General features: G+C 58.6%; 13 protein-coding genes. 5 read left to right on the forward strand and 8 right to left on the reverse strand.

Annotation, left to right across the window (positions count from 1 at the left end):
• The first annotated feature begins 98 nt into the window (after positions 1–98).
• The 5 genes from dapA (at position 99) to AC781_RS01295 (ending at position 4,117) form a co-directional block, all read left to right on the forward strand.
• Positions 99–980: a 4-hydroxy-tetrahydrodipicolinate synthase gene (gene dapA / locus AC781_RS01275; protein ID WP_067772218.1), complete on the forward strand. Its 882-nt coding sequence runs from the start codon at positions 99–101 to the stop codon at positions 978–980.
• A gap of 13 nt (positions 981–993) precedes the next feature.
• Positions 994–1,731 carry a 4-hydroxy-tetrahydrodipicolinate reductase gene (dapB, locus tag AC781_RS01280; RefSeq protein ID WP_067772221.1) on the forward strand — a complete coding sequence of 246 codons (738 nt, stop codon included), beginning with the start codon at positions 994–996 and terminating at the stop codon, positions 1,729–1,731.
• A 70-nt stretch (positions 1,732–1,801) separates the two neighbouring features.
• Positions 1,802–2,311 (forward strand): 2-amino-4-hydroxy-6-hydroxymethyldihydropteridine diphosphokinase, encoded by a 510-nt coding sequence (gene folK, locus AC781_RS01285; protein ID WP_067772816.1) that lies wholly within the window; start codon positions 1,802–1,804, stop codon positions 2,309–2,311.
• Positions 2,312–2,313: 2 nt separating this feature from the next.
• Positions 2,314–3,084: a 3-methyl-2-oxobutanoate hydroxymethyltransferase gene (panB, locus tag AC781_RS01290; protein WP_067772224.1), complete on the forward strand. Its 771-nt coding sequence runs from the start codon at positions 2,314–2,316 to the stop codon at positions 3,082–3,084.
• A gap of 106 nt (positions 3,085–3,190) precedes the next feature.
• On the forward strand, positions 3,191–4,117 hold the full coding sequence (locus AC781_RS01295) for a sugar phosphate isomerase/epimerase family protein (RefSeq protein WP_083076358.1): 927 nt from the start codon (positions 3,191–3,193) through the stop codon (positions 4,115–4,117).
• A 40-nt stretch (positions 4,118–4,157) separates the two neighbouring features.
• Here AC781_RS01295 and AC781_RS01300 read toward each other — a convergent pair whose 3' ends face one another.
• The 8 genes from AC781_RS01300 to AC781_RS01335 all read right to left on the reverse strand — a co-directional run bounded on the left by AC781_RS01300 (position 4,158) and on the right by AC781_RS01335 (position 12,777).
• Positions 4,158–4,571 (reverse strand): hypothetical protein, encoded by a 414-nt coding sequence (locus tag AC781_RS01300; protein WP_067772227.1) that lies wholly within the window; start codon positions 4,569–4,571, stop codon positions 4,158–4,160.
• A 98-nt stretch (positions 4,572–4,669) separates the two neighbouring features.
• A complete protein-coding gene (locus AC781_RS01305) occupies positions 4,670–5,143 on the reverse strand; it encodes a hypothetical protein (RefSeq protein ID WP_067772230.1) in 474 nt (157 codons plus the stop codon).
• A gap of 158 nt (positions 5,144–5,301) precedes the next feature.
• Positions 5,302–5,769 (reverse strand): hypothetical protein, encoded by a 468-nt coding sequence (locus tag AC781_RS01310; protein WP_141675671.1) that lies wholly within the window; start codon positions 5,767–5,769, stop codon positions 5,302–5,304.
• Between the two features lie 133 nt (positions 5,770–5,902).
• Positions 5,903–7,336 carry an RIP metalloprotease RseP gene (gene rseP / locus AC781_RS01315; protein ID WP_067772236.1) on the reverse strand — a complete coding sequence of 478 codons (1,434 nt, stop codon included), beginning with the start codon at positions 7,334–7,336 and terminating at the stop codon, positions 5,903–5,905.
• Between the two features lie 85 nt (positions 7,337–7,421).
• Positions 7,422–8,123, reverse strand: a complete 702-nt coding sequence (locus AC781_RS01320) for a hypothetical protein (protein WP_141675672.1) — start codon at positions 8,121–8,123, stop codon at positions 7,422–7,424.
• Positions 8,124–8,241: 118 nt separating this feature from the next.
• Positions 8,242–10,410, reverse strand: a complete 2,169-nt coding sequence (locus AC781_RS01325) for a GDSL-type esterase/lipase family protein (protein ID WP_067772242.1) — start codon at positions 10,408–10,410, stop codon at positions 8,242–8,244.
• A 121-nt stretch (positions 10,411–10,531) separates the two neighbouring features.
• Entirely contained in the window at positions 10,532–12,052 is a 1,521-nt protein-coding gene (proS, locus tag AC781_RS01330) for a proline--tRNA ligase (protein WP_067772244.1), read from the reverse strand.
• Positions 12,053–12,072: 20 nt separating this feature from the next.
• Positions 12,073–12,777, reverse strand: a complete 705-nt coding sequence (locus AC781_RS01335; protein WP_067772247.1) for a M50 family metallopeptidase — start codon at positions 12,775–12,777, stop codon at positions 12,073–12,075.
• Positions 12,778–12,851 lie beyond the last annotated feature (74 nt).

The following is a 12,851-nucleotide window of genomic DNA, read 5'->3' on the forward strand; positions in this document are numbered from 1 at the left end:
GGATAAACGTTCCTATGGTGCCACGGCTCATTCGGCAAGTAAGGCGCAATTCCGGCGTGACAAGGCAATGATTTCTGCTAGAATCTCCTGCGACATCTATGACGCACCGTGGACTTTATACAGCGCTGGTAACACCTTTCCGCAACAACAAAGTCGATGTGGATGCCTACAAGCAGCTCATCGAACGCCAAATCGCCGCCGGTGTGGACGGCATCGTCCCCGTCGGAACCACCGGGGAATCTCCCACCCTCACCCATGAGGAACACCTCGACGTCATCCGCTACGCCGTCGAAACCGCTGCCGGCCGCTGCCAGGTCATCGCCGGTACAGGATCGAACTCCACCCGCGAAGCCATCAACATGACGCAGGAAGCGGAACGCGCCGGAGCCGACGGCACCCTTCAGGTGGCACCCTACTACAACCGCCCCTCGCAGGAAGGCATCTACCTCCACTTCAAGGCCATTGCCGAACAGACCGCCCTGCCCATCATGCTGTACAGCATCCCCGGCCGCTGCGGCGTCGAAATCGCCGTCGAAACCGCCGCCGCCCTCGCCAAAGACTGCGGCAACATCATCTCCATCAAGGAAGCCGGCGGCAGCGTCGACCGCGTCAACCAGCTCCTGCAGGCCCTCCCCGAAAGCTGCTCCATCCTCAGCGGAGACGACGGGCTGGCCGTCCCCTTCATCTCCTGCGGCGCACGGGGCCTCGTCTCCGTCACCTCGAACCTCGCTCCCGCAGCCATGAAGGAACTTGTGGACGCCGCCCTCTCCGGCGACGGCAAACTCGCGCTGGAACTCCAGAAAAAATACTATCCGCTCATGAAAGGCCTCATGAGCCTCGACACCAACCCGGTGCCGATCAAGGCCGCCCTTGCCGCCTGCGGCCTCATGACCGACGAAATCCATCTTCCTCTCGTTCCTCTTGCGGAAACAAAAATCCCCGCTCTGAAAGAACTCCTCACCCGCTTCGGCCTGCTGTAACGCACCTCCCGCCATGAACATCCTCATCACAGGCATCACAGGCCGCATGGGCCGCGCCGTCCTCGAAGCCGTCGAAGCCAATCCGGCTTCCACCGTAGGCGGCACGCACAACGTCGGAGAAGACATCGCCGCCGCCATGCAGCCCTGCGACGCCGTCATCGACTTCTCCTTCCACGGCTTCACCACCGAACTCCTTGCCGAAGCCGTCCGCCAGAACAAACCCGTCGTCATCGGCACCACCGGACACACGGACGAAGAACGCGCCGCCATCGCGGAAGCCGCCAAAAGCATCCCCGTCGTCTTCGCCGCCAACTTCTCCGTCGGTGTCAACACCCTCTTCTGGCTCTCCCGGCAGGCCTCCCGCATCCTCAAGGACGGCTACGACGTCGAAATCATCGAAATGCACCATCACCACAAGCTCGATGCACCGTCCGGCACGGCCCGCCGTCTGGCGGAAGTCATCTGCGAAGAGATGGACATGGACTACAAGCAAAACGTCGTGCATGGCCGCGAAGGCCTCGTCGGAGTACGCCCGAAAAAGGAAATCGGCATGCACAGCATGCGGGGCGGCGACGTCGTCGGCGACCACACCGCCATCTTCGCCACGGATGGAGAACGCATCGAACTCACCCACAAGGCATCCAGCCGCATGAGCTTCGCATCCGGCTCCGTCCGCGCGGCTCTCTGGCTTGCGGACAAACCCGCAGGCCTCTACGACATGGAAGACGTACTGGGCTTCTCCAAGGATTGAACCATCTCTGCACAGACGAGGCACAGGCTTTCCGCCTGTGCCTCTCTTTCTTTCCGCCATCCTTCCGAACATGCCCACGTCCACACGTCCCTGCGGCATCGCGCTCGGCTCCAACCTCGGCGACCGGGCCGCATCCCTCACCCGCGCCAGCGACCTCCTGCAGGCACAATTCGGCGCTATCCGGCAATCTGGCCTCTACGCCACCGAACCGCAAAACTGCCCTCCCGGTTCCCCGGACTACATCAACGCCGTCGTCGAACTCGACTGCGGACTCGAACCGGAAGCTCTCCTGCAGGCCACACAAACCATCGAACGCGAACTGGGACGCACGCGCACCGGGATTTACGGCGAACCGCGCACCGTCGATCTGGACATCCTCTACATGGGTAGCCTCACGCACCATTCTCCCTCCCTCACCCTGCCCCATCCCCGCCTCCACCTGCGCCGCTTCGTCCTGCTCCCTCTGGCGGACATACGCCCCGGCCTCATCCTTCCCGGCCAGTCCATGACCGTCCGGGAACTCCTCGACCACCTTCCTTCCGGCGAACCGGAACCCGAACTCATCGCGACACACTGGTAATCATGAACACACCTCTCGCACAGGCCGCAGCCATCCGCTCCCGCAAAGGAGGCAAGCCCATCGCCATGCTGACGGCCTACGACTATCCCACCGCGCGCACGCTCGACGAAGCGGGTGTGGACATCCTCCTCGTAGGCGACTCGCTGGGAATGGTCGTCCTCGGATATCCGGACACCACCCACGTCACCCTCGCGCACATGCTCCACCATGGCGAAGCCGTCGCCCGCGCCGCCAAACGCGCACTCGTCGTCGTCGACCTCCCCATCAACACCTACGACACTCCCGAACAGGCGCTCGACACCGCACGAAAACTCGTCGCTGCAGGCGCAGGAGCCGTCAAACTCGAAGGAGGGTGCGACAAGGAAGCCCACATCGCCGCCATCACTGCCGCAGGCATCCCCGTCATGGGCCACATCGGCCTCCTCCCCCAGAACGTTCTCAAGGAAGGCGGCTACAAAATGAAAGGCAAAACCGATGCGGAAATCGCCCAGCTCCATGCCGATGCCCAGGCCGTCGCCCACGCGGGAGCCTTCAGCACCGTCATCGAATGCACCAGGGCGGACACAGCCCGCAGCATCACCGAAGCATGCCCCATCCCCACCATCGGCATCGGTTCGGGCAAAAACTGCTGCGACGGCGAAGTCGCCGTCATCTCCGACCTCGTCGGCGCCTTCCCGTGGTTCGTCCCCGCCTTCGTGCAACCCCGCGCCCACATCGCGGAATCCATCACCGAAGCTGCACAGGCATGGATGCGCGACGTGCAGGGAGAATAACTCGCCACCGCCACGGCTTTCCCCGCCATCGTCGGCACGGAACGCACTCCGGGCTTGCACTCGCCTAGCCGCGCCAGTACATTGGCAGCTCATACATCCTTTCACCGTGAACGTATTCTCCACATGTTGGCACAGCCGCCGCCACCACGACGGCGAAGCCATGATCGACGAAATCCTCGAACTCGGCTTCGAGGCTGTCGAACTCTCCCACGGCCTCCAGCTGACGCTCCTGCCCGGCATCAAAAAAGCGGTGGAAGACAAACGCGCGCGCATCGAAGGCGTTCACAACTTCTTTCCCGCCCCCATCGAATCCCTCGGCGACTCGCCGGACATGTACCAGTTCACCTCCTACAAGGAACCGGAACGCAAGCGCGCCCTCGAACTCACCTTCCAGACCATGGAACATGCGGCCGAACTGGGGGCATCCTACGTCGTCCTGCACATGGGCAGCGTCCCCTTCTTCAAAGCCAACGAATGCACGCGAGAACTGGAACGCATGGCACGCAACGGCCTCATCGGCACCCGGGAATACGCCCTGAGAAAAGGCGAAATCGTCCGCCGGCGCATGGAACTGGGTCCGCGCTACTGCGAACGTGCCCGCGATACACTCGCCGCACTTGCAGACAAGGCCGCCGAATGGAACCTCAAGCTCGGCATCGAAGGCCGCAGCCATCTTGAACAGGTGCCCGACGAGCCCGAAATGCTCCAACTTATGCAGGAATTCGCCGATCATCCGCATATCGGATACTGGCACGACTTCGGCCACATCCAACGCAAGCACAACCTACTCCTGCTCAATCACGAAGAATTCCTCCAATCCATGCAACCCTATCTGATCGGTTCGCATGTCAACGACGTCCGCTGGCCTTCACGCGACCACCGCGCACCTTTCAAGGGAGGCGATGTGGACTTCGCCGCGTTGTTGCGCTACTTCAAGCCGGAAATGCCCTTAAGCTGGGAACTCTCCTCCTCCATGACGGTGGACGACATCCGCACCGCCAGGCAAAAATGGGATGCATGCCTTCCCTGGTAAGGCACAGATAGCCTCCTCCCTGAAGGCATCCGCATGACACTCACTCGGGTTTGCCGTAGGTCACAAATGCCTTGCGCAACGTCTCCGAACCGAAAAATTCCTTATCGCTGATCTGTTTCATATGAGCAATATAGGTATGCAGATACTTGGAAACCGTATTGAGATAGAGACCGTCCAGCCTCTTCTGCTCTTCCGGAGGCAGCACGGCAAGCTTCTTCGAAGCTTTCTTGATCTCATCCATCTGTTCCGCCAGTTTCAGCATCTCCGGAGCAGCCGCATCGGCAGACTCCTTGTCTTTCACCGTGGAAAGGAGGTCGTTCAACCCCTTGAGAACGGCAACCAACTGTTTGACATTGGTTTCCGCCAGCTGCACGGCAGACGGCTCGGCAGCCTCCTGGGCAAGCACGATCCCGGACAAGGGCAAACCGAGCAACAACATGGATGTCGTATACATACGTGCGCAGTGTACTGAGCAAGCTGCGCGCCGTCAATACCAAAGACACGTTTTTTCAACAAAAGACGCACTCTGCAGACATGGAGTGCAGCGCAACGTCAACCCATCGAAGGAAAGATACCTTTCAGATCCTCCATAAAGGTTTCCACAGCCTCTTTCAACGCTACGGAACCGTAATAATCCGCCTGCCGCAGCAAAGCCAGTTTCCGGGCGCTGCTCTCGGACAATGCTTTCAATTCTCCATCGTATTTGGCGCAAATGCGCTCCGTTTCCTCGGAGGAAACATCCTCCATCTCATCCAGAGATACCAGCACCTTGTGCAACTTCCGGCATGCAACCAGAAATGCCGGCACGGCAGATTCCGCTGTCGCCTTGTCCTTCACCTGAGCCAGGCAGGCATCGATCTCCCTCAACACAGTCGCCGTTTGCACGATGGCCGCTTCCGCAGGAGGCAAAGCTTCATCAGCCGCTTTCCCGGATACGGAAGCGGAAGCTCCGGCAGCCGAAGCTGAAGAAACTCCACCCAAGGCAAGCGACGCAATCCCGGCAAACAGAACACATGTGACGGTCATCCCCTTCATCCTAGAAAAAACACAGAAGAAGATCAAGCCGCAATCGCACCAGCTATCCTCTTCTGCACGACATCGCGATGAAGGGCAGATCCATACGCAAAACAGGCACGCCCCTTTACCGGGAACGTGCCTGAAAAGATTCCAAACGGAATGAAAATTTACTTCATGTTGTCGGTCAGAACAGTTTCAAGCTCTTCGGAACCGTAGAATTTATTTTCCTTCAGTTTCTGCGTGGTCTGTTCGAGTTCGGCGGAAACTTTCAGGATTTCCGGCAGATACTGCTGCTGCAAAGCGGTCATATCGGCCTGAGAAGGAGGAGCCATGTTTTCGGTAGACTTCTGCATGTCTTCCATCTTGGCTTTGATACCCTTGAGCGTGACAGCGGCTGCATCGGCGGTAGCTTTGTCCGTGACTTTACCCAGAGCCGTATTGATTTCGCCGAGCATACCGACCATGCTCTTCATCAGAGAGTCGGCTTCCTCGCGCGTGGCCTGGCGCTTGTCGCCGGCGGCGGGGGCTGCGGGCTGGGCCGGAGTCAACTCAGCGGCGGGAACGGCCGGCTGGGCAGGCTGTACCGGTGTGGCGGGCACGGTATCCTGGGCCATCACGCCACCAGCGATTGCCATGGCTCCGATTGTCAGTATGGATGTCATTTGCATACGCAATGATAGTATGCCTGCAAACAGAGCGTGTCAATCGCAATTCCCGATGCAGTCGAAAATAATTCTCTCCCTATTTGTTACTGCGGGAATACGGAGTTCAGGCGTCTGCACTGCGGAAAACGGGCGGCGGCAGCTCCTCGGACGGCTTCGAACCGCCGCCGAACAGATCGCCGAAATCCTTGAACGTCACGAACAGGAAAAATGCCATCAGCACAAACACGAACCCCGTCTGCACATATTCCAGCACCACACCGCCGACGGGACGTTTGAAAATCATCTCCAGCAGGCTCAGAACCACATGGCCGCCATCCACCACCGGCAGAGGCAGAATATTCAGCACCGCCAGATTCACATTCAGAATCACGGCAAACCAAAGCACCATCATCCAGCCGTCGGGTGAAGAGAACATCCGGTAAAGGTGGCTTCCGATCCCCACCGGGCCGGACAGCTGCTCCACACCCACATCACTCTTCGGTGCGGCAATCTTCTGGAAGGTATCGCCCATCCACTTGAGGCTCACGCCGACCTGCTGCCATGGAGTAGGATGCTCAAGCTGCGTGCGGTCGAAAGAACTTGCCCACAACGTTCCTGCAATCGGCTGGGCATCCCTGGCTCCCTTCTTCCAGTTGGAAGGCAGCACGGGAGTCACCTGCACCGACATTTCCTTGCCGTCGCGCTCAATCGTCCATTCCAGCGGAACGCCGCTCTTCGAAGCCTCGCGCACCGCCGCCACACTCATGATCGGCGCACCGTTTACGGCTTTCACCTTGTCACCCGGCTTCAACCCGGCCTTCGCAGCGGGAGAATCGGGCAGCACGCTGCCGATCACGCAGGGATCGGCCTTCACAATGCCGACCATGCGCATGGCCTTCCGCTCATACCATTTCTTGTCGGGCAACTCGTACCCGCTCTTGATCAGAAGCGGCTTCTCTACGCCCGGCCTCTGCACGAGAAAATCGACCGTATCCCGCTCGCCCATCATCACCAGTTCCGTCACGCCCTCCATATTGCCCACCCATTTCGTCACGGGAGCGCCATCGATCTCCAGAATCGTATCACCCGGCTTCAGGCCGGCTTTCTCTGCGGGAGAACCAGCCTGCACATACCCGATCGTCGTCCCCACGGACTCTGCCACCGGCTTGCCGATTATCCAAACGGCTACGGCAAACACAACTGCCAGCAAAAAGGAAAAAACGGGGCCGGCCGCTGCCACGATCAACTTGTCCAGAGGCTTCACCGGCTTCAACCCTTCCGGCAGGTCGGCCTTGCCCTCGATCGACTCCATCGGAGCCAGCTGGGGCAGCGACACAAACCCCCCGGCAGGAATCCAGCCGATGCCCCATTGCACGCCATTCACTTCCTTCTTCCACCACGGCTTGCCGAACCATATCTGGAAACGGTCCACATGCAGCCCGCGCCAGCGAGCGGCCCAGAAATGCCCCAGCTCATGGATGAAAATCATCAGGTTGAACAGCAGGATAACCCCGATGATAATGCCGGTCGTGGTGAGAATAGAAAGCAACGTATCCATAAACGATAAGGCGAAAATCTACCAGAACGCGCCGTGCCTGGCAAGCACCAAGCACGCCATACGTTCGCAGCCGCCCCTTTTCCCGTCACTCGGCCTCAACAGGCCGTTTCAACGCTTCGGCGGCCTTCGCGTGCCCCCGTTCGGCGGCCTTTTTCCACCAGACGCGAGCCTTATCACGGGATCCGTTCGCCCAAAGGGCATTGCCTACCTCGTACTGCCCTTGCGGAGTCCCGGGATTCTCCATCCACTCAGGAAGCGTATCGCCGACACCGGCGATCGAAAGCCGGAGAGAACGCCCGTCCATCACCACCCATTCCACGATATAATCTTCAGCCCCCCACTTCATGAAAGCCACTTTCAGCGTGATCAGCTCCTCGTTCTCCTCCGTCGTATCGATCTTCAATTCGCAATTCCGGGCTTCCAGCTCTTCAGCCTCGACCCATGGATTCGCCAGCCCGGATACATCCAGTTCCACTTCCTTCTCCCCATCGAAAAAAACGCCCCGTGTCAGGATCACATTCGGCACAGCTGTCGGCGAAATCCACGGCTGGCCGTCACACACGGCATAGCCGCATCCCGGCGCTTGTTGTACATCCGCCTTCGCCACCTGCTTCGCCTCGAAACGCACGCTGCAGCCCCGGGCCAGCGGAATCACCCGTACCAGGGTTTGATCGGCCCGGACCATCGTCATGGGGTCCGCCTGCTCCGTTCTCCGTTCGGGATGTTCGCCATAGACCGATACCAGGCATCCCGCCCCGGCGACCAGCAGATACACAAGTCTGTTCACGAATGAATCTATATCACCTCAGGGATGGCTTGACTTCATCCATTCTCTGTCATACAAAAAAATCGCCCGTCCGGTTCGCGTGCGGACGGGCGAGCGAGAGCATCTATGACTCCTCAATTCATTTGGCATCAGAAGATACCGCCTTGTAAACGGCATCTGCCATCAGGGCATGCCCCGCCGCATTCGGATGCACTTTATCCGGCAAATAGTCGGGATGCGGCTTCATCGGCGTGTAAAGATCGACCACCGTACATTTCATCTGGCGGGCTACCTTTTCAATCTGAGGATTGACTTCCTTCTCCACGCGCGCACCGCTGATGGAATCGTCACCCAGCAAAGAAGGCACCGCCTTGAGGCAATAGATCTTGATATCGGGATTCTCTTTCCGCAAGGCGGCGATGATGGCCTTGTAATCCTTGTTGAACTCATCCTTGAACTTCCAGTTCTGGGGCTTGGCGTCATTGGTTCCGAGGGCGATCAGCGCAATATCGGCCTGTGCCTGCACCGCTTTCGTGTATGCGGCTTCGCGAATATAGGGATGATCCCCCTTGGACAGCAGCGTACGCGCACTCACGCCGTAATTTTCCACCGTGTAGCCGGAACCGAGCTTGTCCGCAAGCAGATTGCTCCATCGCTGGCCGGGCTGCACGCCGTGGCCGAAGGTGATACTGTCCCCAAGGCAGACGATGCGCTGAGGTGCAGGATAACCCGTCGCATCCAGAACGAATTTGACGATGACCGCCGGATTCTTCAGGCTGTGGGGAAGATGGTTGCCCGGACCGAGCACGACTTTGATCGGGCCGCCGAGCTTCTTGTAGCGTTCCGCCAGTACCGCGGAATTTTCCTTAAACGGCACCACGGTATCTTCCGTGCGGGCCACGCAGATCACGGGCACTTTCTCTTTCGCCATCCCCTTGAGGTTGTCGACGGGATTGCCTCTCCACGCAAGCGCCTGCTCCTCCGTCATGCCGTAGACGGCCAGCAGCCGCTCCCAGTTTTCCTTGGACAACTCTCCCTTGCCCTTCCCGGCCGGCCAGCTCTTGAAATCGCATACGGGAGCATCCGCATAGATGGCGGATACCCATGCAGGATGCAGAGCCGCCCAATTGAAGGCATACAGCCCGCCGCGGCTGAACCCTTCGAGGACAGGACGGCGCGACAGTTCGTAATTTTCGGTCACATGCTTGTAGAAAGCGTCCATCACCTTCATGGCGGCAGGCGAACCGTACATATTCTGCATATCGATGTAGGCCACGGCAAAACCGTTCTTCAGCAACTCGATATCCGCCTGCGGCTCGTGTCCGAAAAACTCCGTACGCCATATCCAGGGATTCCCCTGCGCCGCCTTCTTCGGGAATACGAGCATGGCATTGCGATTGTCGAACTTGAAATCGCTCTTTTCAAAACCGTTCCAGTCGGACTGCGTCGCTCCGGCATCCTTGTAACGGGGAATACTCGCCACATAACCGGGAATCTGCGGGCGCTGGTGCTTCGTCTTGGTCAGCCATTCGTTCCGCAGCTGTTCCTGCTTCTTGAAGGCGGCCTGATAGTCGGCACCATCGGGCAGCTTGGCCTTGGCCGGCACTCCTGCCAGCTTGGACAAGCCGTTGCATACCGCTTCACCGATGAAACGATGGCCCTCTGTCCCCGGATGCACGCCGTCTCCGGCATAAACGAAACCGGGCTTCGCCTTTTTGGCGTCGGCAATGGCTTTTTTGACGGCCGGACGGATATCGATCACACTCCAGCCGTTCTTGCGTTGCGAAACAAGCCATTCCCCATAGGCGGAAAGCGTCTTGTCGTACTCATCCTGCGGTTTGTCGAGCTGGTCGCCCCGGTAGGGAGGAGGAGTCACGAGTATCACGCGCGCACCCGCTGCTTCCGCTTCCTTCTTCATGCGAATGATGCCGTTCTTGTAGCTCTCGAAACGCCCCGCATCCAGCGGCTTGTAAATACCGTCGTTCATGCCGTAGCAGGCGATCACGAGAGTCGGCTTGAATTCAGTGAGCACGCGGGCCAGACGGTCATGCAGGCAGGGACGAGGAAACGCACCTCCGGCATGGCCCGGTTCGCTCAGCCCGGACACCGTTTCGCTGGGCACGCACATATTGACTATCGTTGCATCGGCATATTGCTTGCTCTGATGCAACCCTTCCGTCACCAATGTCGGCCAGCCGCCGGCATAGGGAATGCTGTCTCCGAGAATGGCCACCCGTTCTTCCCTGGCAAATGCCACGGAAAGAAAAGCGGTCAACACCCATATCAGGAGGAGAGGTATACGCTTCATGATGGAATGGCATACGCTGCGATATACCTCAATCTATCATCTAATTTTCTTTTATGCGGAAAAAGAAAAACTGCCGGTGCCCTGGCGGCATCGGCAGTCCTGTAGAAATCGGCAATCAACCTCAATAACTGCGGGCCCAAAGAACGCGCTGCGTCGTCGGCTTGCCCGTCAGAATACAGGGAGCGGAATCGCCCTGCCCCATCTCGCCGCAGGGAATGCAGCGGATGCTGATGCGAAGGCGCTTCGCCAGCTCTTCTTCCTGCTCGGGAGAAGCTTCCCACGGCACAAGCAGCCAGTCGGCTTCGCCTTCGCCGGAGAAATTGTCTTCCAGCTCCTGCATCGTCGAAGCGGTGCGAATATGGGCGTCGCGGAAATCGCGGGCACGCTTCAGCAGCGTATCCTGAATCTCCTGCAACAAAACCTCCGCATTGGCGACAAACTCGTCTTCGGCAATAAACGCCTTCTCGTTGCTGGGCTGATCGCGGCGGGCGATGCACAGGGAACCCTTCTCCAAATCGCGCGGCCCGATCTCGATACGCACTGGTACCCCCTTCTTCACCCATTCCCACTTCTTCACGCCGCCGCCGATATCGCGGGTATCCACCTGCACGCGGATGGGCTGACCGTGGAAACGGATGGCCGAAAGCTTGTCGGCGAGAGCCTGCGCGTGATTGATCACCGCCTGCTTCGTATCTTCCTTCGGAGTCACGGGAATAATGACGATCTGCTTCGGAGCCACGCGCGGCGGGCAGACGAGGCCGTCATCGTCCGAATGCATCATGATCAGCGCGCCGATCATACGCGTGGACACGCCCCAGGACGTCGTCCACGCATGCTGCTGCGTATTATCGCGCCCGGCAAAACTGATATCCTGCGCCTTGGCGAAATTCTGCCCGAGGAAATGGGACGTACCGGCCTGAATCGCCTTGCGGTCCTGCACCATCGCTTCCACCGTAAACGTCTGAATCGCGCCGGGAAAACGCTCGGCTTCCGTCTTCTCGCCGGGAATGGAGGGAATCGCGAGCACATCGCGCTGGAAATCCTCGTATACCTTATGCATCGTATGCGTTTCTTCCAGAGCTTCCTCCTGCGTTTCATGGGCAGTATGGCCTTCCTGCCACAGGAACTCCGCCGTGCGGAGGAACAGGCGCGTACGCATCTCCCAGCGCATCACATTGCACCACTGGTTCACCTTCAGGGGAAGATCGCGGTAGCTCGACGTCCAGCGGGCGAATGCAGCACCGATCACCGTCTCCGAAGTCGGGCGAATCACATACTTCTCCGTCAGTTCTCCGGCGGGAATCATCTTCGTCTTGCCTGTCACCTCATCCTTCTGGGCTTCGAGGCGGTGGTGCGTCACTACGGCGCATTCCGTCGCAAAACCTTCGGCATGCTCGGCTTCCTTTTCCAGATAGGAAACGGGAATCAGCAGCGGGAAATAGGCATTCGTATGCCCCGTCGCCTTGAAGCGGCCGTCCAGCTCCTGCTGAATCAGCTCCCAAATGGCGTAGCCCCACGGCTTGATCACCATGCAGCCGCGGACCTCCGAATTCTCGGCCAGATCGGCAGCCTTGATAACCTGTTGATACCACTCGGGAAAATCCTGAGCGCGAGTCGGCGAAATAGCGGTTTGTTGAGCCATAATCGTAAGTAGGAAAAAAATCAGCGAGGCAGGGATTGCAGGATTCGCAAATTGATAAAGGCGAAATATCCGAGAATGAGTGCAGCGAAAATCAAGCCGCACGACAATAAAAACAATGCCAATCCGCCTCCGACAAGAAGGCCTACCACGGAAGTTACGCGATAAGAACCTGTCAAGCTATTCAATACATGCCCTCCATCCATCGGAAAAACGGGCAGCAAATTGAATGCAGACCACCACCCGGCGACGAGGATGCTGGCCCGAATAAATGATAAAAAATCTTGACTGATCGGCATATCGGCATTTACCACGATGCTATCGTTCGAAACAGTGAGAATCGACCATACAACCTGCCAAAGACCGGAAGGATCATATAAATAGAACGACAGCAACCACACAAACACACATCCCACAAGAAGAGATGCCACAGGGCCCGCCAACGCACGCAAAGCCTCCTTTCCGCGAGAAACACGGTGGTCGAAATGGCATGCTCCCCCCATATAGGCCAATTCGATGGACACCTGATTGCCGCACAGCCACTTTCCGACCAACGCATGCCCGAACTCATGAGCCAACAGGCTGATAAACCCAGCAATCACAAACAGGCCGATGGGCAGGAGGCCGGCAGCATTGTTAACATGCAATCCCCCTCCCAGAATGGCCAGCACAATCCAAACACTGGGATGGATTGCAACGGGAACACCAAAAAGACGGAAATGCAGCATGGCGCGCGGATTATACGGAAGAAGGAGCACCGTGGCAAGTCTGCACCGAACAATATTCCCGGCATGTCAGAGAT

Origin of the sequence: Neoakkermansia glycaniphila, from assembly GCF_001683795.1 — a bacterium.
GTDB lineage: Bacteria > Verrucomicrobiota > Verrucomicrobiia > Verrucomicrobiales > Akkermansiaceae > Akkermansia > Akkermansia glycaniphila.

Bases quoted from the DNA above. Each gene is read 5' to 3' on its own strand.
- dapA (WP_067772218.1), top strand. From the start codon at position 99: ATGACGCACCGTGGACTTTATACAGCGCTGGTAACACCTTTCCGCAAC.
- dapB (WP_067772221.1), top strand. From the start codon at position 994: ATGAACATCCTCATCACAGGCATCACAGGCCGCATGGGCCGCGCCGTC.
- folK (WP_067772816.1), top strand. From the start codon at position 1,802: ATGCCCACGTCCACACGTCCCTGCGGCATCGCGCTCGGCTCCAACCTC.
- panB (WP_067772224.1), top strand. From the start codon at position 2,314: ATGAACACACCTCTCGCACAGGCCGCAGCCATCCGCTCCCGCAAAGGA.
- AC781_RS01300 (WP_067772227.1), bottom strand. From the start codon at position 4,571: ATGTATACGACATCCATGTTGTTGCTCGGTTTGCCCTTGTCCGGGATC.
- AC781_RS01305 (WP_067772230.1), bottom strand. From the start codon at position 5,143: ATGACCGTCACATGTGTTCTGTTTGCCGGGATTGCGTCGCTTGCCTTG.
- AC781_RS01310 (WP_141675671.1), bottom strand. From the start codon at position 5,769: ATGGCAATCGCTGGTGGCGTGATGGCCCAGGATACCGTGCCCGCCACA.
- rseP (WP_067772236.1), bottom strand. From the start codon at position 7,336: ATGGATACGTTGCTTTCTATTCTCACCACGACCGGCATTATCATCGGG.
- AC781_RS01325 (WP_067772242.1), bottom strand. From the start codon at position 10,410: ATGAAGCGTATACCTCTCCTCCTGATATGGGTGTTGACCGCTTTTCTT.
- proS (WP_067772244.1), bottom strand. From the start codon at position 12,052: ATGGCTCAACAAACCGCTATTTCGCCGACTCGCGCTCAGGATTTTCCC.
- AC781_RS01335 (WP_067772247.1), bottom strand. From the start codon at position 12,777: ATGCTGCATTTCCGTCTTTTTGGTGTTCCCGTTGCAATCCATCCCAGT.